The 21,662-nt window shown below is 72.0% G+C and carries 18 protein-coding genes; 3 read left to right on the forward strand and 15 right to left on the reverse strand.

Annotated elements, in window-relative coordinates:
* Positions 1-12: 12 nt before the first annotated feature.
* Together ACZ6KF_RS28330 and ACZ6KF_RS28335 are read right to left on the reverse strand one after the other, a co-directional pair.
* Positions 13-1,365, reverse strand: coding sequence for a glycoside hydrolase family 18 protein (locus ACZ6KF_RS28330; protein WP_469159749.1), 1,353 nt, complete (start codon positions 1,363-1,365; stop codon positions 13-15).
* Positions 1,366-1,815: 450 nt separating this feature from the next.
* Positions 1,816-1,992 carry a hypothetical protein gene (locus ACZ6KF_RS28335; RefSeq protein ID WP_469159748.1) on the reverse strand — a complete coding sequence of 59 codons (177 nt, stop codon included), beginning with the start codon at positions 1,990-1,992 and terminating at the stop codon, positions 1,816-1,818.
* 242 nt (positions 1,993-2,234) lie between these two features.
* Between ACZ6KF_RS28335 and ggt the strand changes: the two genes are divergently transcribed.
* Together ggt and ACZ6KF_RS28345 are read left to right on the forward strand one after the other, a co-directional pair.
* A complete protein-coding gene (gene ggt / locus ACZ6KF_RS28340; RefSeq protein ID WP_469240953.1) occupies positions 2,235-4,043 on the forward strand; it encodes a gamma-glutamyltransferase in 1,809 nt (602 codons plus the stop codon).
* Between the two features lie 288 nt (positions 4,044-4,331).
* Positions 4,332-4,880, forward strand: coding sequence for an RICIN domain-containing protein (locus tag ACZ6KF_RS28345; protein WP_356632006.1), 549 nt, complete (start codon positions 4,332-4,334; stop codon positions 4,878-4,880).
* Positions 4,881-4,955: 75 nt separating this feature from the next.
* Here ACZ6KF_RS28345 and ACZ6KF_RS28350 read toward each other — a convergent pair whose 3' ends face one another.
* The 3 genes from ACZ6KF_RS28350 to ACZ6KF_RS28360 all read right to left on the reverse strand — a co-directional run bounded on the left by ACZ6KF_RS28350 (position 4,956) and on the right by ACZ6KF_RS28360 (position 8,955).
* A complete protein-coding gene (locus ACZ6KF_RS28350; RefSeq protein WP_469159745.1) occupies positions 4,956-6,608 on the reverse strand; it encodes an FAD-binding oxidoreductase in 1,653 nt (550 codons plus the stop codon).
* A gap of 121 nt (positions 6,609-6,729) precedes the next feature.
* A complete protein-coding gene (locus ACZ6KF_RS28355) occupies positions 6,730-7,527 on the reverse strand; it encodes an SDR family NAD(P)-dependent oxidoreductase (protein WP_356632010.1) in 798 nt (265 codons plus the stop codon).
* 198 nt (positions 7,528-7,725) lie between these two features.
* Complete coding sequence (locus ACZ6KF_RS28360) at positions 7,726-8,955, reverse strand: acyltransferase family protein (RefSeq protein WP_356632012.1); 1,230 nt, start codon at positions 8,953-8,955, stop codon at positions 7,726-7,728.
* Positions 8,956-9,528: 573 nt separating this feature from the next.
* On the opposite strand from ACZ6KF_RS28360, the gene ACZ6KF_RS28365 reads away from it, so the two are divergent.
* The gene (locus ACZ6KF_RS28365; RefSeq protein WP_356632014.1) at positions 9,529-10,416 is read left to right on the forward strand and encodes a sigma-70 family RNA polymerase sigma factor; all 888 of its coding nucleotides are present in this window, start codon (positions 9,529-9,531) and stop codon (positions 10,414-10,416) included.
* A gap of 516 nt (positions 10,417-10,932) precedes the next feature.
* On the opposite strand, the gene ACZ6KF_RS28370 is transcribed toward ACZ6KF_RS28365, so the two are convergent.
* The 10 genes from ACZ6KF_RS28370 to ACZ6KF_RS28415 form a co-directional block, all read right to left on the reverse strand.
* On the reverse strand, positions 10,933-12,459 hold the full coding sequence (locus ACZ6KF_RS28370) for a DHA2 family efflux MFS transporter permease subunit (protein ID WP_356632016.1): 1,527 nt from the start codon (positions 12,457-12,459) through the stop codon (positions 10,933-10,935).
* Between the two features lie 297 nt (positions 12,460-12,756).
* Positions 12,757-13,218, reverse strand: a complete 462-nt coding sequence (locus ACZ6KF_RS28375; protein ID WP_356632018.1) for a TetR/AcrR family transcriptional regulator — start codon at positions 13,216-13,218, stop codon at positions 12,757-12,759.
* Between the two features lie 34 nt (positions 13,219-13,252).
* The gene (locus ACZ6KF_RS28380) at positions 13,253-14,182 is read right to left on the reverse strand and encodes an aromatic prenyltransferase (RefSeq protein ID WP_356632020.1); all 930 of its coding nucleotides are present in this window, start codon (positions 14,180-14,182) and stop codon (positions 13,253-13,255) included.
* A 230-nt stretch (positions 14,183-14,412) separates the two neighbouring features.
* Positions 14,413-15,483 carry a methyltransferase gene (locus ACZ6KF_RS28385; RefSeq protein WP_469178920.1) on the reverse strand — a complete coding sequence of 357 codons (1,071 nt, stop codon included), beginning with the start codon at positions 15,481-15,483 and terminating at the stop codon, positions 14,413-14,415.
* A 1-nt stretch (position 15,484) separates the two neighbouring features.
* Positions 15,485-16,513: a methylenetetrahydrofolate reductase [NAD(P)H] gene (gene metF, locus ACZ6KF_RS28390; protein ID WP_469240954.1), complete on the reverse strand. Its 1,029-nt coding sequence runs from the start codon at positions 16,511-16,513 to the stop codon at positions 15,485-15,487.
* Complete coding sequence (locus tag ACZ6KF_RS28395; RefSeq protein WP_356632026.1) at positions 16,510-17,493, reverse strand: carbohydrate kinase family protein; 984 nt, start codon at positions 17,491-17,493, stop codon at positions 16,510-16,512. The genes metF and ACZ6KF_RS28395 overlap by 4 nt, the downstream gene beginning before the upstream one ends.
* Positions 17,494-17,628: 135 nt before the next feature.
* On the reverse strand, positions 17,629-18,003 hold the full coding sequence (locus ACZ6KF_RS28400) for a DoxX family protein (RefSeq protein ID WP_469159742.1): 375 nt from the start codon (positions 18,001-18,003) through the stop codon (positions 17,629-17,631).
* Between the two features lie 169 nt (positions 18,004-18,172).
* Entirely contained in the window at positions 18,173-18,793 is a 621-nt protein-coding gene (wrbA, locus tag ACZ6KF_RS28405) for an NAD(P)H:quinone oxidoreductase (protein WP_356632030.1), read from the reverse strand.
* Between the two features lie 96 nt (positions 18,794-18,889).
* Positions 18,890-19,885, reverse strand: coding sequence for a class I SAM-dependent methyltransferase (locus tag ACZ6KF_RS28410; protein WP_356632032.1), 996 nt, complete (start codon positions 19,883-19,885; stop codon positions 18,890-18,892).
* Positions 19,886-20,071: 186 nt separating this feature from the next.
* Positions 20,072-21,139 (reverse strand): type III polyketide synthase, encoded by a 1,068-nt coding sequence (locus ACZ6KF_RS28415; RefSeq protein ID WP_356632034.1) that lies wholly within the window; start codon positions 21,137-21,139, stop codon positions 20,072-20,074.
* Positions 21,140-21,662: the final 523 nt, after the last annotated feature.

Genomic DNA, 21,662 nt, shown 5'->3' on the forward strand with positions numbered 1-21,662 from the left:
CCTGACGGGTCGTCAGCGGCCGTCCAGGCCGCGGTCCACGGCCGTGATGAGTTCACCGTCCGGCGTGTCCCCGTCCAGCGACCAGAACATGGCGCCGCCGAGCCCCTGGGCCCGCACGTACGCGGACTTGACGCGCAGCACCTGCGGGTCGTCGTAGGTCCACAGGGTCGTGCCGTCGAAGAGCCAGGCGTGGCCGTTGCGCCGGTCGCGGTGGAGGGTGTAAGTGCCCGAGTCCGCGAGCTTCTTGAGGACCTTGTAGTCCTCGTAGCCGGGGCTCCAGGTCGCCGGTGCGGGTGCGGCGGCGGGTTGGCCGAGGCCGTCGCCGCCGCCCGTGACGCCGGTCCAGCCCTGTCCGTAGAAGGGCATGCCGACCACGAGTTTGCGGGCGGGGGCGCCGCGGCGCTGCCAGTCGCGGACGGTCTGGTGGACGCTGAAGTCGCCGTCCGCGAAGAGTGCGGACTGCTGGGCGGTGGTCTTCTCGCCGGAGACGTGGAAGTCGTAGCCCTGGAGGTTGACGAAGTCCAGGTCCCGCATGATGCGGGGCACGTCGAAGCCCGCGTCGATCTTGGCCGGGGCGGTGGGGACGAAGGCGGTCAGCTCGTAGCGCTTGCGCTTCTTCAGGGTCGCGCCGTAGGCGTCGAGCTGGGTGCGGAACTCCCGCACCAGAGCGGTGAAGTTCTGCTTGTCCTCGGGCCGGAAGACGGTGTCGGCATCCCCCTCGGAGCCCGGCCACTCCCAGTCGAGGTCGATGCCGTCGAAGACCCCCGCCGCCGCGCCGGCGCCGCCGCGCGCTCCGTCGACGGGCAGGTTGCCCTTGATGTAGAGGTCGATGCAGGAGGAGACGAACGCCTTGCGCGACGCGGGGGTGCGGGCGGCGTCGGAGAAGTGGGTGGACCAGCTCCAGCCGCCGAGGGAGATCAGGACCTTGAGGCCGGGGTGGCGGGCCTTGAGTTCCTTGAGCTGGTTGAAGTTGCCGGCCAGCCGCTGGTCGGCGGTGTCGGCCACGCCGTCCACGGAGCCGGCGGCGTCCAGCGGGCGGACGTAGTCGGCCCAGGCGTCGGCCTCGCCGGGGACGTTGCCGATGAAGCACTTGCCGTCGGGGCCGACGTTGCCGAAGGCGTAGTTGACGTGGGTGAGCTTGGCGGCCGTGCCGCTGGTCTCCAGGTCCTTGACCTGGAAGTTCCGCCCGTACACACCCCACTGGGTGAAGTAGCCGACGCGCTTGTACGCACGCGTGGAGTTCTCGTGAGCACCTCCGCCCCGGTCCTCGCGGTCTCCGGTGGCGGTCGCGGACGGGGCCAGGCCGGCGAGGAGGGCGAGGGAGCTGACGCCGACGGCGAGGGCGGAGAGGGTTCTTCGACGCATGGGGCTCATTCCTGTGCGGTGCCGGAAGGTTCCATGGGCAAGACGGAAGGAACCTATTGGTCTGGACCATTGCGGTCAAGACGTCCGGCGCCACCGGAGCCGCGCGGGACACGGGGATGCGATCGGCTGCGCCCCTCCCCTGCCGTACGCCCTGGTCCGGCGCCAACCTTTACGGCACGTCCCACCGGCGCCCCGGCGTGACGGCCGCCAGTGCCGGTTTCACCCCGATTGCCCACGCGCAGAAGGAAGTCGGCATGACATGACCGAGGCCCTCCCCCGGCCACCGCGTCGTCGCCTGCTCCGGCCACCCGGCCCGGCGCCCGCCCCGCCGGCCCTGGCGGTACCGGCCAAGGGCGTCGCCGCCTTCGCCGGTACCGTCCGGGCCGAGGGCGGCAGGCGCCCGGGCCGGCGGCGGCGGGCGTTCCGCCGCCGCGGGTGCGTGGGGCGGGTCTACTGGCGGGTGGGCGGCGGGTCGGTCTCGTTCCGGGCCGGTGCGGCCGTCTCGTCGTCGCCCGTCTGCCCGCCCCGGTGTTCCGGGTCCGGCTGCGGGGGCTTTCCGCCGGAAGGCTTCTGCTCCTGCGCGAGGTGCTCGCGCACGTCCTCGGGCTTGTCGCCGATCTGGTCCATCGCCTGTCTCCGATCGCCGAGGGGTGCGGCGCCGTTCCGGCGCCGAGCTGCCGTCGGGACCAGCCTGGCACGGGAGGGTGCCGGGGTGCTCGCCGAGCGGGCCGGTGCGGCCGGCGCCTGCGGCCGGCGCGTGCGGCCCTTCCGGTCCCCTGCCCGCGGCTGCGGGCGGCGCGCCGGTCCGCTGACTGCCGGCGGCCGGTCGACTACGCTCGGCGCACACCGCCGTCGGGAGGTACGCGAAGATGCGTCGTCGACTCGCCCTGCGCCGAATCTCGTTCCTGGCGGCCGCCGCCGTCACCGTGTCGGTCGCGGCGGGAGCACCGCCCGGTTCGGCGACCGCCCCGCCGGGGGCCGCGGCGAAGAGCCCGGTCGCCGTCGGCCACGGCGGCGCGGTGGCCAGTGTGGACGCGGACGCCTCGGCGGTGGGCATCGAGGTGCTGCGCGAAGGCGGCAACGCCGTGGACGCGGCCGTGGCCACCGCGGCGGCGCTCGGCGTCACCGAGCCGTACTCGGCCGGCATCGGCGGAGGCGGCTACTTCGTCCACTACGACGCCGAAACCCGCCGGGTGCACACCATCGACGGCCGCGAGACGGCGCCGCGCGCCGCGGACGAGGACCTCTTCGTCGAGAACGGCGCCGCCGTCCCGTTCGCCGAAGCCGTCACCAGCGGCCTGGCGGTCGGCGTTCCCGGCACGCCGGCCACCTGGGAGGCCGCGCTCGACGCGTGGGGCAGCGCCTCGCTGGACACCCTGCTCGAGCCCGCCGAACGGCTGGCCCGGGAGGGGTTCACGGTCGACGCGACCTTCCGCGCCCAGACCGAGAGCAACCAGGCCCGCTTCGCGGACTTCCCCGCCACCGCGAAACTGTTCCTGCCCGGCGGACGGCTGCCCGAGGTGGGCTCCGTCCTCAAGAACCCCGACCTGGCCCGCACCTACGCCGAACTGCGCAGCAAGGGCGCCCGCGCCCTCTACCGCGGCCCTGTGGCCCGCGACATCGTCGGCACGGTCAACCGTCCCCCGGTCGACGCCGCTTCGCAGCGCACCGTGCGTCCGGGCCGGATGACCCTGGCCGACCTGAGGGGTTACGAGGTGGAGCGGCGGGCCCCCACCCGGGTCGCGTACCGCGGACTGGACGTGTACGGCATGGCGCCGTCCTCCTCCGGCGGCACCACCGTGGGCGAGGCCCTGAACATCCTGGAGCGCACCGACCTCTCCCGGCTCGGCGAGAGCCAGTACCTGCACCGTCTGATCGAGGCCGCCCGGGTCTCCTTCGCCGACCGGGGCCGCTGGGTGGGCGATCCCGCCTTCACGGACGTGCCGACACGGGAACTGCTCTCGCAGCACTACGCGGACACCCGCGCCTGCCTCATCCGCGACGACGCCGCCCTCGCCAGCCCGCTCGCGCCGGGCGACCCGCGCCGACCGGCCCCGTGCGCGGCGGGCGGGACGCCGGTACCGGCCACGCACGAGGGGGAGAGCACCACGCATCTGACGGTGGCCGACAGGTGGGGCGACGTCGTCGCCTACACCCTGACCATCGAGCAGACCGGCGGCAGCGGCATCACCGTCCCCGGACGCGGGTTCCTCCTGAACAACGAGCTGACGGACTTCTCCTTCACCCCGGCGGCCGGCCCTTCCGTGCCCGACCCCAACCTGCCCGGCCCCGGCAAGCGGCCCCGCTCCTCGATGGCGCCCACCATCGTCCTGGAGCGGGGCGAACCGGTGCTCGCCGTGGGCTCCCCGGGCGGCGCCACCATCATCACCACGGTGCTGCAGATCCTGACCGGTCACCTCGACCGGCATCTGCCGCTGGTCGACGCCATCGCCGCCCCGCGCGCCAGCCAGCGCAACCAGGCCGCCACCGAGCTGGAACCGGGCCTGTGGAACGACACGGTCCTGCGCGGCCGGCTCGAGGCGATCGGGCACGTCTTCCGGCCCAACCCCGAGATCGGCGCGGCGACCGGCGTGCAGCGCCTGCCCGGCGGGCGCTGGCTGGCGGCCGCGGAGAGGACCCGCAGGGGCGGCGGGTCGGCGATGGTCGTCCACCCCTGAGCAGGCAGGCGGCAGGCGGCAGGCGGCAGGCGGCAGGCGGCAGGCGGGGTGATGATCTGCCTTTTGTCGCCCATGCGGGTGGGGTGCGGATATCGGCGCCGGGGCCGGGCAGGCCACTAGTAGCTCCCCGTAGCGGCCCGCCACTCGCAGTGGTCGGCGCCGGAGCTGCGGTGCGGCCGTCCGTCCGTCGTCCGTGGCCGTCACGCCCGACCGGGCGTACCGGGCTGCGGCCGCCGTTTCGCCCTTCCTCGCGCGAGAACCGCGCATCCGGACAGAGAGAGGTCTGTCATGCCCACATCCGAGCAGGATCTCGAGTACCCGGCGCCCAGCCCGGCGCCCACCGGACAGGTCATGGTCGTCCATGCCGTGACGAACTCCTACTGGATGCCCGACCGCGTCAACGACGACGACACCAACGACCGGGACGAACTGCAGAACTTCACCGCCGACCCGCTGTGGAACAACGCGGCGGTGCTGTGGCGCTTCACCCGCCTGCAGAACGGCTCCTACCGCATCAGCAGCGCCAACGGGACCAAGCACGTCACACGCGTCGGCGAGGCGGCCCGCAACACTCCCGTGCGCCTGCACCCCAAGGACGACGGCGCCGCCAGCCAGCACTGGGACCTGGTGCCCGTCCCCGGCCTCGCCGACACGCCCGGGCGGGCGCCGGTGCGCGCCATCGTCGCCCGCGGCACGTCCTACGCCATCGGCATGGTGGACAACGTTCTCAGCAACGACGCCGAGATGCGCCTGATCCGCATGTGGAACAACCAGCCCACCATCTACCACGGCTGGACCCTCATCCCCGCCCCCTCCGCCGAGGAGGAGGCGGAGTAGGAGTGCCGCGCCGCGGCCGGACGTCTTCGGCCGGCGCCCGTGGGGCGCCGGCCCTGCCCCGTTGCGCGTGTGCGCTTACGCGCCGGGGAGCTTGACGGACTGGCTGTGGCGGAAGACGTCGCGCGGGTCGTACTTCTGCTTGACCCGCTGGAGCCTGGCGTAGTTGCCCTTGTAGTACAGCTCCTGCCAGGACACGTCCGAGGTGTTGTACTTCGGGTCGCTCAGGTCGATGTCCGGGTAGTTGACGTAGCAGCCGTCGGTCACCTCGTTGACGACCGGGACGCCGCCCGTGTCGGCGTAGACGCTCTGGTAGAACTCGCGCAGCCACCGCAGCGACATCGCCTCGTCGGCCGGGTCGGTCCACCAGATCGACCATGCCGCCTTGAAGGCGGCCTCGCGGTGCGGGAAGGCGGTGGCGTCCGGGGCGACGGCGGCGACCTTGCCGCCGAAGGAGCTCAGCTGCACGTTGGCGGTGGGATTGACCAGGTCGTCCCGCGTCAGCTGTTCGTAGATCCTGTCGATCTGCGCCGCCGGTATGGCAGTGCGGTAGTAGGCGGACTTGTTGTCGCTTTTGAGGCTGGGGTCGTTCAGCGTCGGGTTGGTGGTGCCGGCGTAGCGGGCGGCCTGGAACCACGGCATCCGGCGCGGCTCGGCGAGACCCGTCATGGCCGCCATCTCTCCCATGTGGGTGGTCATCGGCTCCTGGGCCACGTCCACGCCGGCGGTCACGGCGGCCAGGAAGTCGTCCAGCACCTTGCGCGCGTTCGGGACGGTCGCGTCGAGCTGGGTGACCATGCCGATGTAGCCGCCCGACCTGTGGTTCAGCCACAGCGCGCTGAACAGGTGGTCGTTGACGGTGCCGGGCTTGAGGTACTTGGCGTGCCAGTCGCCCCAGTTGCGGATAAGGCGCTGGAAGCGGTCCCGGGTCATGTCGGCCCACGGCCAGGACACGGCGTGCACGAACACCTCGGGCGGCGGCTGCGGGAGCAGCTGCGCGGGGTCGGTTCCCGTCGCGCCCGGGGAACGGAACCAGAAGCGGGTGATCACGCCGAAGTTGCCCCCGCCGCCGCCCGTGTGGGCCCACCACAGGTCACGGTGGGGGTCGCCCGGCTCGCGGGTCGCCACGACGACCCTCGCCGTGCCGTCGGCCGCGACCGTCACCACCTCGACGCCGTACAGATGGTCCACCACCAGGCCCAGCTGCCGGCACAGCAGGCCCCAGCCGCCGCCGCTGACATGGCCCCCGGCGCCGACCTGGAAGCAGATGCCGGCGGGGATGGTGACGCCCCAGGAGCGGTACATGCGCTCGTACACATTGAGCAACTGCGCGCCGGTCTCGACGCAGACGGCGTTCTTCTCGGCGTCGAAGTAGACCTTGTTCATCTTGGACATGTCGAGGACGACGTCGACGTCGGAGTTGTAGACCCAGTCCTCGTGGCAGTGGCCGCCGCTGCGCACCGTCAGGCGCTTGCCCTGCAGCACGGCCCTCTGGACGACCGCCCGGACCTGCGCCGTCGTCTCGGCGAGGCAGACCGCCTCGGGCGCGGCGGTCCAGCGCTGGTTGTAGCCGCGCACCATGTCCTGGTACCGCTTGTCGCCGGGGGTCACCGTGGTGACCGGCTCCACCGCCGTCCCGGCGGCCGCGGCCGGCGGGGCCAGGGCCGTCTGCGTCAGGAACGCCGCTCCCCCGGCGGCCGCTCCCCCGGCCAGGAAGTTCCGCCTGTGCATACCTTGATCATTACGTGCCATCGTGCAACCCCCCGGGTTCTGACGGATCAGTGAGTGTTCGGCCTCCTGTCGCCGGCCGGCGGCTTGCGGCGCGGAGGCGACGGGAGGCCGGGGCGCCGGATCAGACGTGGCGTACCACGCCGCCGTCCACGCGCAGTGCGGCGCCGTTGGTGGCGCTGGACAGGTCCGAGGCCACGTAGGCGATGAGGTTCGCCACTTCCTCCGCCTCGGCGAAGCGGCCGATCAGCGAGTGAGGGTGGGTGGCCTTGAAGAACTCCTCCTGGATCTGCTCCAGCGGCACGTCCGGCCGCTGTTGCTGGAGGAAGGCGAAGTAGCGGTCGTTCAGCTCGGAGTGGGTGGGGCCGGGGAGCACCGCGTTCACGGTGACTCCGGAGGCCGGGTAGGACTCGGCCAGGCCGCGGGCCACGCCGAGCTGGGCGGTCTTGGTGACGCCGTAGTGCACCATGGCCGCCGGGATGTCGAGGGCGGAGGAGCTGTTGACGAAGATGATGCGGCCCCAGCCGCGGTCGACCATCCCGGTGACGTAGTGGCGGGACAGCCGCACGCCGCTCATCACGTTCAGGTCCCACAGATGCTGCCAGTTCTCGTCGGCCAGCTCGGTGAAGCGGCCCAGTTCGGCGGTGCCGGCGTTGTTGACGAGGATGTCGGCGTCCGGGAGGGCGGCGATGATCTGCTGGACGCCGTCCACCGTGGCGACGTCGCCCGGCGCGGCACGCAGGTCGGCGTCGGGGACGGCTTTGCGGATGTCCGCGATGGCGGTGTGCACGCGCTCCTCGGTGCGGCCGTTCACGTAGACCCGGGCGCCGGCGGCGGCCAGCCTGGCGGCGGTTGCCTTGCCTATGCCGGCGGTTGATCCGGTGACCAGAGCGGTGCGCTGGGAAAGGTCGAGGTTGAGCATGGAACGACTCCTGGGTCAGGGGGGGCAGGGCCGCCAGACGCCGGCCTCCCGACCGGGAGGGCTCGGTTCCGGCTCGGAGCGACTCTCCACGCCGCTGCTATAGGTCTTCTTGATCGGTACTGGAACTCGGCGCACCCGTGCGGCGGTTGGCGGGCGGAGCCTCGCCGTCGCCGGTGTGCCGCACCTCTTCGGCGTGGTTCAGACGGCTTCGCCGCTCGGCACGGGGCCCCTGCTGGGGGGAGCGGTCTGCGCGGTCTCGGGCGCCGTGCTGGGCGCGGGCCGCTTCCTGCTGCGGCTCCAGCGGCGCATCACCGGCTGCTCCACGAGGCTGTACAGCAGCCAGGCCGCCAGCAGGTTCGCCAGGAACAGCACGGCCAGCATGCCCAGGGCGGGCAGGGTCTCGTAGGTGCGGGTCCCCAGCACCTCGGGCCGGCCGTAGAAGACCACGATGCCCTGGACGAGATAGAAGGCGAAGGAGACGTTCCCGAGCCACACCATGGGCCTGCCGGCGAGCGGACCGCCTTCGCCCCGCAGGTCGCGGGAGGCCGCGGCGCACAGGATCATGCCGATCGGGACGACCGTGGCGAGGCTGAAGTTGTACGGGTCCGGGACGGTGAGCGCGGCCCAGTAGCCCAGGCAGAACAGGGCCGTGGAGGGCAGCAGGCCGATGCGCGGCCACAGGCCCGCGGCGACGATGCGGGCGAGGATCATGCCCAGGACGAACTCGAACAGGCGCGGCGGCGGGAAGGCGTAGCCGAACCACTCCTGGTTCGCCGTCAGGTCGCCGAACGGGCTCGGGGCGCCGCCGGCCATGAACTGCTTCGTCACGACCGCCATGGCCGCCACACCGGCGACCATGGCGCCGGCCCACAGCCACAGCCTGCGTTCCCCGATGCGTCTCACCAGGACGATGAACAGCGGGAAGAGGGCGTAGAAGAGGACCTCCGCGCACAGTGACCAGGACGGGAAGTTGACGCTCATCGCGATGTCGGCCCGGTTGCTGAACGTGTGCACCAGGAAGAGGTTGGACAGCCATGCCTCCACCGGGGTGGAGGAGGCGAACAGCCACAGCGCCAGTGCCCAGGTCACGATGTGGTTGGGGTAGATCTTCAGCGCACGGCGCCGGTAGAACGCGGTGATCCGGTCGCCGGGGATCGAGGACCATGCCAGGACGAAGCCGCTGAGCACGAAGAAGAACGACACCCCGATGCGTCCGGCGGGCAGGAAGAAGTCGGCCACCGGCTGCGCGACGTCGAGGTCGGCGAAGAAGGTGATGGGCGCGTCCGGCCGCAGCGGGCCGACGAGGTAGGAGGCGTGGTACACGAAGACGAGCAGGGCCGCCAGGAACCGGAGGCCGGTGAGCGAGGGAAGCGTGGCCGGGCGCTGCGGTGAACCGCTGGGCGCCGGTGCTGCGGTTCGGTCTGCCATGTGCACTGCCTTTCGGTCGGGGACGCGGTGTGCTGGGTGGTCAGCGCGTGGTGGACTCGCAGGCGAAGCGGGGGGGTTGGGCGGCGCGGCCGGCCGTCGCGTCGCCGAGCCCCTGGAGCGGGAGAGAGGACGCCGGGCCGGAAGGTCGCGACGGCCGTGTCGCTGTTGTGCGGCGAACCCGTGCGCAGACCCTCTCGGCGCGTGCTCGGCTCTGCTGGAAGCGCCGCGGTCGCGGCGCCCTGCCGCTGCGGGGATCGAAGAGGGCTCGAAGGCGGGTCGGGGGGCGGGCGGTGCGTTCGGGCGGCGGTGGCATCCTGGTGGCTCGTGGCGTGCGGCAGGGGACCGAGGAGCCGGGCCTTTTTCGGGGGGATGCGCCGGCCGCCGGTCACAACCTCGGTGTCCCGCTCGTCAGTGCAGTGAGAGCACTCCGCGGATCCCGAGGGACCGTGACCGCCCGTATCTGCGAGCCCGGACGTCGTCGGCCGTCGCCGGCCGGCCGGTCGCCGGGACCGTGCGGGCGTCGCATGGTGAACGGCAGCCCGGGCGGGGTGCCGAGGCCCACAAGGAGCGGCGATGGACGAGATTGAATGGCTGGCGGATCGTTTCGAGGAGAACCGGGTGCATCTGCAGTCGGTCGCCTACCGCATGCTCGGCTCACCGGCCGAGGCGGAAGACGCGGTGCAGGAGTGCTGGCTGCGGCTGAGCCGGTCCCACGACGACGAGATCACGAACCTGCGGGGCTGGCTGACCACCGTGGTGGGGCGGGTATGCCTGGACATGCTGCGTCAGCGCCGTGCGCGCCGGGAGGACTCCCTGGAGGACCTCGTTCCCGCGGTGGCCACCTTCTACGAGGACGACGGTCCCGAGGAGTACGCGGTGCTGGCCGACTCGGTGGGGCAGGCGCTGCTGGTCGTCCTCGAGACGCTGGATCCCGCCGAGCGGCTGGCGTTCGTGCTGCACGACATGTTCGGCGTGCCCTTCAACGAGGTGGCGGCGATCCTGGAGCGCAGCCCGGCGGCGGCCCGGAAGCTGGCGAGCCGTGCGCGGCACCGGGTGCGGGGCAGCCGATCGGCGGCCGATCCGGCCGCGTCGCAGCAGCGGGAGGTCGTGCAGGCGTTCCTCGCCGCCGCGCGCGACGGCGACTTCGACGCGCTGCTCGCGGTCCTGGACCCCGACGCGGTGGCCCGCAACAACGGCGTGCCCGTGGCGCTGGGTTCGGTGGCGGTGGCCCGGGGGGCGTCGAGGTTCGCGCCGTTCCTCCAGGTCGCCTGGCTGGCGCTCGTCAACGGATCGCCGGGGGTTCTCGCGCAGCAGGAGAACGGCGGCATGCGTGCGATGACGTTCGAGATCTCCGGCGGGAAGATCCTCGAGATGGACGTCGTCACCGACCCGGAGCAGTTGCGCGGGATGGACCTGGCGGTGCTGGGGCCGCCGCACCGCGGACGGCGCGGGGGAATGTGACCGTCCGCGGTGCGGGGACCGCTCCGCGCGGCCCTGGTCTTCTTGACGAACGGCGCGCCGCATGTGTGACCGGATCCCGGAGGGCAATCGCGGGGGCCGCGCCGGCGGCCGGAGCCGGAGCGGTTCGGGAGGGTGTTGCCCGATCGGGCCGGCCGGCTCGCCGCAGGCGTGCGGCGCGGCAGCGAAGCGTCCTGGCGGCGGGCCCGCCGCCGGCGATCGCAGGCGTCGGCCGCCCTGCCCGGGCCGGCGCGAGCCGCCGGGCGCGGGCGGCGTCCGGGGCGCCGGATGTCTCGGGACCGGCCCGCTGCGGGGCCGGCGGTGCGCCGTTGGCGGTGCGCGGGCCCGGGCACCGGGAAGGCCGGCCGCGGGGATGGCCGCAGCGTCCGCTCGGGCGGGGCGGCCGGCTTCGCGCCGCGGGCCGGCGGTGCCCCCCGGGTGCTCACGCGGCCGGCGCGGCCGGCGACACGGCACCGCCCCCGGGGGATGGCCCGGGGGCGGTGGGAGCGCGGCGTGCGGTCAGGAGGCGGCGGGGGTGCGGGCGCCCTCTTCTTCCGCGGCGGCGGCCCCGCTGGTGGCCTCGGCGACCGCGTCGCGCGGCTTGGAGTCCACCTTGTCCATCAGCAGCAGGACGAGCACGGTCGCGACGACGAGGACGCCGGCCGCGGTGCGCAGCGCCAGTGCGTATCCCTCGGTCTGCGCGATCTGCGGGAGGTCGCCGTCGGCGATGTGGTCCTCGACGTAGCGCAGGGCCAGGGGAACCATGGTGGCCAGGCCGAGCGATCCGCCGACCTGCTGCATGGCGGTCTGCACGCCGGAGGCCAGACCTGCGTCCTGGCCGGTGACCTCGTGCAGCGCGCCGTTGGTCAGGGCGGGGAAGCCGACGGCGTTGAAGAAGCCGTACACGAGCAGGCCCGGCATGATCCCGGTGAGGAAGGACGCGTCGGTGGCGAGGCCGCCCGCGGCCAGGAGCAGGCCGCCGGCGCTGCCGAGGAAGGACAGCATCAGGATCGGCTTGACGCCCAGGCGCGGCATCAGCGCTGTCGACACGCCCATCCCGACGCCGATGGCGACGGTGAACGGGATGTAGGTCAGACCCGTCTTCATCGGCGAGTAGCCCAGCACCTGCTGCAGGTAGAGGGTCAGCAGGAAGGCGTACGTGTAGAAGGACGCGAGCGCGAGCACGCTGACGCCGTTGGAGGTGACCCGGGTGCGGTTGGTGAAGAACCGCAGCGGGATCATCGGGGCGGGGACGCGGGACTCCCACACGGCCATGAAGATCAGCAGGGCGATGCCGCCGAAGAGCGGGACCAGCACGTCCGCGGAGCCCCACGGGTCGTCGGCGGCCTGCAGGAGGCCGTAGACGATCGCGACCAGACCGCCGGTGGCGGCGATGGCGCCGACCGCGTCGACTCCCTGGCCGTTCGAGCGGGTCATGCGGCTCTCCGGGATGACCCGGGGAACCATGATCAGCGCGAACACGGCGACGGGGATGTTGATGAAGAAGATCCAGCGCCAGTCCACCAGGTCGGTCAGCGCTCCGCCGACGACCGAACCGACCGCGCTGCCCACCGCGGCCATGCCGCCCCAGATGCCCAGCGCCTTGGCGCGCTCCTTGGCGTCGCGGAACAGCACCGGGATCAGGCCCAGTGCCGCCGGGCCGGCCAGCGCCTCACCGAAGCCCTGGACGAAGCGGCCGCCGACCAGCATCCCGGAGTTGGCCGCGGCGCCGCACACGACCGAGGAGATGCCGAAGACCAGCACACCGGCGATGAAGATCTTGCGGCGGCCGTACATGTCGGCGAGCCGTCCGCCCAGCAGCAGGAAACCGCCCGCGGTCAGCACGTAGGCGTTGACCACCCACGCGAGACCTCCGGGGGAGAAGTCCAGGTCCGATTCCATCTCGGGGAGGGCGATGTTCACGACGGTGACGTCCATCATGAGCATGAACTGCATCGCCGTCAGAACGGCCAGCGCCGTCCACCGCTTCGGGTCGGCGTCGGCGAGGACGCTCCCGCCCCGCGTTTCCTTGTCTGCGCTACTCATACCTAACTCGTTCCTCCGAAATGGTCCGTGGCCGGGCATTCCGCCGGCCCGGGCGACCGGCCGGCCCCCCGCGATGCAGGGGGGCGCCGGCCGGTCGCCCGTCCCGCCGGTACGCGGGATGGTGTGTCTCAGCAGTACGACGAAACGATCTCCACAGATGTGACACAGCGCGCCTGCCTCGGCGTTCGCTGTGCCGTCTCCGGGGCCGCAGGGCCGTCTCGGAGGGGGACTCCGGCAGGGTCACGGGACGGGAGCCGGCCGTGACCTGCCGGTGGGCGAACGCCGCCTGACCGGCGGTCAGCCCAGGTAGCGCCGGATCGTCGGGGTGAGCAGCTGGATCAGCTCCTCGCTCGACGCCGACGCGATCGGCTCCAGCTTCACGATGTAGCGCAGCAGGACGACGCCCCAGACCTGTCCTGCCGCCGCGTTGATGTGGATCGCCGGGACCTTGATGGTCTCCGCCGCCTGGTAGATGTCCATGCCGGCGATGCCGAGCGCCTTGCCCGCCTGCGCGAAGAGCTGGTTGGCGAGGAACTGGCGCATCTGCTCCGCGCCTTCCTCGCTGTTGACCGCGGCGTGCAGGATGCCCAGGAGCTTGGGCCGCACCTGGGGGTTTTCCCACAGTTCGAAGGCCGCCCGCAGCAGGCTCTCGGCCAGTTGGTCGCGCGGCCCGTTGAGCGCCTCCGCGCCGGCCTCGCCGAGAACGCCTCCCAGCGAGTCCAGGGCGGCGCGCTCGTCGGCCCCGATGGTTTCCGACATTTCTCCTCCTGTTGGTCGGTCGTCGGTGCTGCTGCTATGCGCCGCGGTGGGCGGCGGCGAGCTTCTCGAACGTGGCGGCCAGCGGCAGGTTGTCCCAGAAGGCGGGCGGCCTGCGGAAGTAGACCCCGAGCTTGTGGTACTCCTCGGTGCGCGAGATCGTGGCGCCGTAGACGAGGACCCGTGCGCCGCCGTACTCGTAGGGGGCGTTGCGTGCGAACCGGGCGATTTCCTCGTGGAGGGTGGTGGGGTACGCGGTGTCGTCCGGGCTCACCGAGGAGAAGCAGATCCGGCGGACGTCCGGGGACTCCCAGCCGAAGGTGGGGTAGATCGAGAAGGAGTTCTGCACGAACTCCAGGAACTGCGGATCGGGGGCCGGCAGCTTCGTGTCCTGGAGCAGCGACAGGACGGCCTTCTCCTCGAGGGATCCCGCCATGAAGTACACGTTGACCGTGTGGCGTATGTAGTCGATGCCGATGATCGAGATCCGGTCGCCCATGCCCAGGCCGGCGAAGGTGCGGGCGTGCTCGGCGACGCTGGGCGGCATGGACGGAAGCGACGCAAGCGTCGACAGCTTCCCCAGGTTGTCCAGCGGGAAGAAGATGTAGGTCTTCTTGAAGCCGCCGACGACGCCGCTCTCGACCCCGTAGAAGGTGACGGGGCAGGCCTCCACGATCTCCGGGAGCAGCCGTGCGACCGGGTGGTCCGTCGCCTCGATCCAGCCGTTCGCCACGGCGATCTCGTACGGGTCGCCCACCTCGGTCGGCACCGTGAAGTTGTAGTCGATGTCCCCTCCGTGGCGCTCGCCGCCGGCCATGGCGAGGACGATCACGGATTCCTCCGACACCCCGTCGCCGAAGGCGGACAGGACCGAGAGGACCTTCTCCCGCGAGCAGGGGATGTCCAGCAGCCCGGCCGCTTCCTCGATGGCCGAATAGACGGCTTCTGCGTTCTTCGTTCCCGACATTCATCCTCCAGGTTCAACCGCGTTCCCGAGGGAACAGGAAATGAAGCGACGGAAGACATAAGGTGTTTACCGGGCTCGGGCCTGGACGGGGTCCATTTCCGTGACCGTATCATTCGCCCGTCGCTTGATCAGGTGCTCTGCTCGATATCCGCTCGACCTCGGCTTGATATCGGCTCGACGTGTTCGCGCCCGCCGCAGGCGGGTGATCACGCAGGTCCGGGACCGGCCCGTCAGGCGGTCTTCGTCGCGGACAGCAGGGCTTCCACGGTGAGGGCGTGCGGCGGCAGATTGGCCGGGTCGTCGGTGACGGCCTTGGTGACCGTGAATCCGCATTCCTCGAGCCAGCTCTGCCAGGTCGACAGTTTCTGCGGCCCGCCCTGCCCCATGGTGCAGCCGATGAAAAAGCTGGGGTAGAAGTCGACGGTGTAGTTTTCGGTGTCCTTCAGATTCTCCGGGAACACCGGCACCAGGACGTGGACCTGTCCGCCGACTTCCAGTGACTTGTGGACGCCTTCGAGAATCCGGAGGACGTCGCTTTTGTCGAACATGGGCAGGAAGTGCTTGACGAGTACGACGTCGAATCCCCTGGGGACTTCTTCGAAGACGTCACCGCCGATGAACGAGCACTGTTCCTCGACGCCGTGGGCCCGGAAGTTCTGCAGGCACTCCTCCTCCTTCTCGGGCAGGTCGAAGGTGGTCACCCGCAGCCCCGGGGAGTTCTTCAGTCTCAGGGTGTTGACGGCGCCGAGGCCGGTGTTCCCGGCGAGGTCGAGCACGCGGGAGCCGGCCGGGATGTCGATGTGGGAGAAGAACCAGGGGTCGACGTGGGCGGTGACCGTGTTCATCAGTTTCGCCCAGGGCTCGCGCAGTTCCGGCAGTTGGGCCAGTGCGCCGTACAGGTCGCCGTCGTACCCGTACAGCTCCTTGAGGCCGACGGTCGTGCCGCTGCGCACGCTCTCGGTGAGGTAGAACAGCTGCCTCAGCGTGACCGCCTTGATCATGTCCAGATCGGCGAGCGCCTGCTCGAGGTCCTTCTCGGCGACGCCCGCGAGCGCGTCGAGGGTGTAGGTGCCGGAGGCCTCGTCGTGGGCGACGAAGCCTTCCTTGACCATCAGCAGCAGGAGCTGTTCCACGGCGGCCGGCTTGGCGCCGGCCACCTCGCCCAGTTCGTCCGCCGTCAGTCCGGGCCGGTCCCGCAGCGCGTCGACGAGGCCCAGCTCGAAGCAGGACAGCAGGGTCATGAAGCGGGAGGGTCCCACCATGTATTCGCGAAACCGAGCCAGCGTGGCTTCTGGCGTCATGTCACCGGCCTTTCTCGGGAGCGGTAGTGGTCCGGCTTGAAGGGGCCCTCGTCCCGACGCCGAGGCGCGCGGCCTGCCCGGGGCGGGGCGGGCCCGGCTTCACGCCGGGCGGGGCGGGGCGGACGGGGGCGGTTGCCGTGCTCGGCGGCGACCCCAGGACGTTGCGGTGGATGTCCAGGGCCGCCGTGGACTTGTTGAGGGTGATGTAGTGCAGACCGGGGGCGCCCTCGGCGAGGAGACGCTCGGCCATGGCGGTCGCGTACTCGACGCCGATGCGGTGGCCGTCCGCCGGGCTGTCCCGGGCCGCGTGCAGGCGCGCGGCAAGGGCCGGGGGGAAGGCCGCGTCGGAGAGTTCGGCGAAGCGGGCGATCTGCCGGTGGTCGGTGGCCGGCATGATCTCCGGGATGATCGGAACGTCGCAGCCGGCGGCCGCGACCCGTTCACGCAGCCGCAGGTAGTCCTCCACGCGGAAGAACATCTGCGTGATCGCGTAGTCGGCGCCCGCCCGGCACTTGGCGACGAAATGCCGGATGTCGGACTCCCAGTCGGCCGAGCGCGGGTGCTTCTCGGGGAACGCGGCCACCCCGATCCTGAAGTCGCCCAGCGAGCGGACCAGTTCGACCAGCTCGTACGCGTACCGCAGGCCCTGCGGGTGCGGCGTCCAGGCCCCCTTGGGGTCGCCCGGCGGATCGCCGCGCAGCACCAGGACGTCGCGGATGCCCGCGTCCGCGTACTGGCCGATGATGTGGCGCAGCTCGGCCACCGAGTGGCCGACCGCGGTCAGGTGGGCGACGGGGCGCAGGGTGGTCTCGGCGGCGATGCGGCGGGTGACCGCCACCGTCCGGTCCCGCGAGGAGCCGCCGGCGCCGTAGGTGACGGAGACGAAGTCCGGCCCGAGCGGTTCGATCCGCCGGATCGCTCGCCACAGCGTCTGCTCTCCCCTGGCCGTCTTCGGGGGGAAGAACTCGAAGGAGAACGTCGTCACGGGCGGCCCCGGGCGTTCAGGCGCGTGGCGTGCGTGGCCGTTCACAGCGCGCCTGCCAGTCGGGGTTCGACGGCGCGGGCGGTGTCGTCGCCGTAGGCGCGGCCGATGCGCGCGGTCAGGTCGGCGGCGAGCAGCTTGTACTCCTGGGTGCCGACCGACTCCAGCACGGTGGCGGCCAGCGCGCAGCCGAGCCGGGCGGCCTGCTCGTGCGGCCACTGCCACAGCACGCCGGCGAGGAAGCCGGCCCGGAAGGCGTCGCCCGCGCCCGTGGGGTCGGCGATCGGGTCCGCGGGGACGGCCGGCACGAGCAGCCGGGGCTCGCCGGCGCGGGCCAGTGACACCCCGTCGGCGCCCAGCGTGGTGATCCAGGTGCCGACCCGGGCGAGGAGGTCGTCCTCGCTCCAGCCGGTGCGTTCGCGCAGCAGCGCGGACTCGTATGCGTTGGTGAACAGCCAGGTGGCCCCGTCGACCAGTCGGCGGGCCTGGTCGCGGTCGATGCGGGCCAGTTGCTGGGAGGGGTCGGCGGCCACGGGGACGCCCAGGCGGTGGGCGGCGGCGGTGTGCCGCAGCATGGCGGCGGGGTCGTCGGCGCCGACCAGGACGAGGGCGAGCGGGCCGCAGCGTGCGGCGGTTTCGGCCAGGTCGATGCGGGAGGCCTCGGCCATGGCGCCGGCGTAGAAGGTGGCGATCTGGTTCTGGTCCTGGTCGGTGGTGCACACGAAGCGGGCGGTGTGCAGGGTCTCGCTGACCCGCACCGCGCGGGTGTCGACGCCGTTGGCCCGCAGCCAGGCGTCGTACTCGGGGAAGTCCATGCCCGCCGCGCCCACCAGGAGCGGGTCCAGGCCCAGCCGTCCGAGGCCGAAGGCGATGTTGGCGGCGACGCCGCCGCGGTGCACCTTGAGCCGGTCGGCGAGGAACGACAGGGAGACCCGCTCCAGCTGACCCTCGATCAGCTGCTCGGCGAAACGTCCGGGGAACACCATCAGATGGTCGGTCGCTATCGATCCGGTCACGGCGATACGCACAGAAGTGCTCCTTGGACTCCGGGACGGGAGGAACCTGCCGGTGCTGGGCCGGGTGCGCCCGGCAGGCCCGGGGGCGTCGTGCGGCCGCCTCGCTCGGGCGGGAGGCCGGAGCGGGGGACGCGGGCGGGGCGTGTTTCAGAAGGAGTGCGGTCCGAAGCGGCCCCACGCCACGAAGACGGCGGCGGCGAGCAGGACCACGGTCACCGCGGCCCCCTGCCCTTCCTTGCGGCGGACGTGGGTGAGGGCCGCCAGCGCCATCAGCACGGCCAGGCCCGCGGCGGCCAGCGGCGTCAGGACCGGCGCGACGTCGAGGGCGGCGGGCAGGATGAGCCCGACGCCGGCCAGTACTTCCAGGGCGCCGATGGCCCTGACGACGCCGCCGTCGTAGTCCTCGACCCAGTCCCAGCCGGAGGCGGCCAGTTTCTCCTTGGGCTGGGCCAGCTTCATGGCGCCGCCGGCCAGGAAGGCCGCGCCCAGCACCGAGGCGACGATCCACAACGTGATGTTCATGAGAGTTCCCCTCCAGGGCCCGGACCCCGCGGCGGCCCTGCTTCCCGCGGGCAGAGAAAAGGACGCCGCCTGCGGCGCACGGCGGAGGAACGCGCGGGCGCGCAGGCGGCGGTGGCGAGGCGGGCGCCCGGCCCGGCGAAGGGCGGGGCGCCCGCCCGCGGTGGCGGCGTCAGGCGGAGCGGCCGGCCTTGAGGGCGGTGGCGATGTCCACGACGCGCCGGGCCTGGTGCCGGGCCGACTGCAGGACGGCCTCGTCGGGGCCGGAAGCGGCGGGGCCGACGCCCGTGACGTGCGAGGCGCCGTAGGGGTTGCCCGTCTGGTACTGGACCGGGTCGGTGTAACCGGGGGGCACGATGATGCCGCCCCAGTGGTAGAAGGTGTTGCTCAGCGCCAGGATGGTGGACTCCTGGCCGCCGTGGGCGGTGCCGCTGGCGGTGAACGCCGAGACGACCTTGTCGGCGAGACCGCCCTGGTGCCACAGGCCGCCGGCGGTGTCGATGAACGCCTTGAGCTGGCTGGCCACGTTGCCGAAACGGCTGGGGGTGCCGAACAGCAGCGCGTCCGCCCAGCTGAGGTCCTCCAGGGTGGCCTCGGCGACGTCGGCGGTGGCCTCCATGTGCCGGGCCCATGCCGGGTTGGCGTTGACGGCCTCCGGCGGCGCCAGCTCGCGGACCTTGCGCAGGCGCACGGTCGCGCCGGCCTTCTCGGCGCCCTCGGCCGCGGCCTGTGCCAGCGCGTGCACGTTGCCGGTGGAGCTGTAGTAGATGATCGATACGTTCACGGATGCCATGGTCGATTTCCTTTGCTAGCTGTTCGTCCGACCGTGCCGGAGTCGATAACTGCCTTGCGGTGAAAGGAAGTTGGGCGGCCCGGATCTTATGTGCCGCTACCGGGCGAGGACCAGGGTGCCGGGCGGCGCGGAGTGGAAGAGGATCTCCTCGAACCCGGCCTTGGTCAGCCACTCGTGGTAGTCGCTGCGCCGCCAGGTGCTGCCGCTCTTGCTCTTCAGCAGCATTTCGGAGGCGAAGATCAGCGGGAAGGCGGGGCCGCTGCGGTCGTCGTCGACGACGTAGTCGTTGACGACCAGGGTGCCGCCGGGCTTGAGGGCCCGGCGAAGCCTGCCGAAGATCTCGATGTTGCTCTCCGGCCCTTCCTGGTGGGCGATGTGGGAGTACACGGCGACGTCGTACTGCGCGGCGCCGAAGTCGGTGGTGTGGAAGTCGCCGTTGACGCAGGTGAAGCGGTCGGCGACCCCGCGCTCGGCCAGCAGCCGGCGGGCGACCGCGTTGATCGGCTCCCAGTCGATCTGGGTGGAGCGGGCAGCCGGGTTGGCCTCCAGCCAGGTGGCCGAGTAGATGCCCGACCCTCCGCCCACGTCGAGGATGGAGATCTCGCCGGCCCCGGCGAGGCCGAGCAGCTCGGCGGCGAGCGTCGCGGCGGGAACGGACTGGGCGGCGATGGCCGTGACGATCCCCTCCCAGTGAGGGTTGTTGGCGACCTCCACCACGGGGTCGGTCACCGGTCCCCCGGCGCGGACCACCTCGGCCAGGTCTCTCACGCTGGCCATGTGCGTCAGCTTGAGCCGGGCGAAGCTGGCGAGGGAGGCGGGTCTGCCCTCGACCAGGTAGGCGGACGCCTCGGCGGTGTTGTGGTACCGGCTCCGGCGCAGCTCGACCAGGCCCACGCTGACGAGTCCGTCGAGAAGGGCCTGCGCGCCCCGCTCGGAGATCTGGGCGCGGGCGGCCAGCTCGGAGGCCGTGCCCGCGCCGTTCTCCAGGTGGGTGAAGATCTCGTGGCAGGCTGCGGCGGCGAGGATCCCGGTGGCCCAGTAGCCGTTGATCAGCCGCATGATGTTGTCCGGGCGCGGCTGGTGCTTGATCATGCTGTCCCTCCTAGGGACCGGGTCGAGGCGAAGTGGGTGCGAACCGCGGTGCGCAGGGCGTTCACCACGTGTTCGCCCCGGTTCTCGCCGGGTTCGGCGTGCAAGGGGATGGCGCGGTCGCGGCGGAAGGGGTCCGCCGGGACGCAGACGGGTCCGCCCGGTCTCCGGGACGGGCGCCGGGTGCGCTCAGGCGACGGGCTGCGGAACGTCGGCGGCCCAGGTGCCGAGCGCCATCTCGGCGGTGATGCCGGGTCCGAAGCCGGCGATCAGGCCGGTGGCGCCCGGAGCGGGGGCGTCCTCCTCGAACAGGCGGCGGGCCGCCTCGAGGACGACGGCGCTGGCGATGTTGCCGTACTCGTTCAGCGTGGCCCAGCTGTGCCGGAACATGGTGCGGTCGACCTCGAGGAACTTGGCGAGGTCGTCGAGGATGCGCGGCCCGCCGGCGTGGACGATGTAGAAGTCGAGCCTGCCCGCGTCCCAGCTGTGGTCCTTGGCGAACTCCCGCAGCACCGGCGCGAGCGGCTCCATCGTGCCCGGCACCCGGCGGTCCAGCTGGAAGTGGAAGCCGGTGTCGCGCACGTCGTAGGAGATCCACTCCTCCGTGCCCGGTATGAGGTAGGAGGCGTTGCGCTCCAGCTCGATCCCCACTCCCCCGGTCCCGCGCACCACCGCCGCCGCGACCGCGTCGCCGAACAGCCCGTCCGACAGCAGCGAACCCACGTCGTCCGCGTCGGGCTGATAGCACAGCGAGCACAACTCGCACGAGACGATCAGCACGTTGCTGCCCGGATGCGCGGCGCAGAAGTCGTGCGCCCGGTTCACCGCCGCGCCGCCCGCCGCACAGCCCAGCTGCGCGATCGGGATCTGCCGGGTGTCCGAACGGAAACCCATCCTGTTGATCAGCCAGGCCGTCAGCGACGGCATCAAGAACCCGGTGCACGACACGTAGATGATCGCGTCGATGTCACGGGCCGTCACCTCGGCGTTGGCCAGCGCCTGTTCGACGACCGCGGGGACCCGCTTCTTCGACTCCAGCTCGTAGATGCGGTTGCGTTCGGTCAGCCCCGGGTGGGTGAGCGTCTTCTCGATGGGCTGGACGATGTGCCGCTTGCGCACACCCGTGTTCCGGATCAGGCGAAGCGCCAACGGGAGCTGCGGTTTCCCGGCGTGCACCCGTTCGGCGAACTCCAGAGTCTCTTCCACGGTGATGACATGTTCCGGCGCGCTCATCGCCGGTTTGCACAGCCTCGGCATATCTGGAATCCACTTCTGCGAGAGGAGACGTCGAGCTGGTGGCAGGCCGCCTGGTCCGCCGTTTCCCGGCGGACCAGGCGGTGAGCCCGGTGGCGTCGGCCGGTGCGGCGGCGTCGTTCGGCTGCGGACTCTTCCTCGGAGCCGGACGCCGGCGCCCGGGGACGCCTTCCGGCGAAGGGGACGCGGCGGCTTGCCGAGCAGCACGGTGCGCGGGGAGGCGGGTCCTGCGCGATCCGGGGCCTCGCCCGCCCGGGCTGCGGGCACGGCGGAGGGGGGGTCGAGTGCTTCAAATGGCCTGATTCCGCCCGGACGAACCGGCGGTCACGACCTCGAACCACTGCCGTTAGAAGGTTCCAGGCAGGGGAGACGTGCGGGAATAGTGACACGCGCGCGTCTCCCGAACCAAGGTCGGCAGAAAGTGACGTGGATCACATTGACCGGATGACGCCCCTCCGGCGGACGCCGGCCGGGCCTTGCCTGCGGGGCGATGCCGGGGCGGGCCGCGAGAACGCTCCGGGCCGTC

Source organism: Streptomyces sp. NPDC046379, from assembly GCF_055587785.1.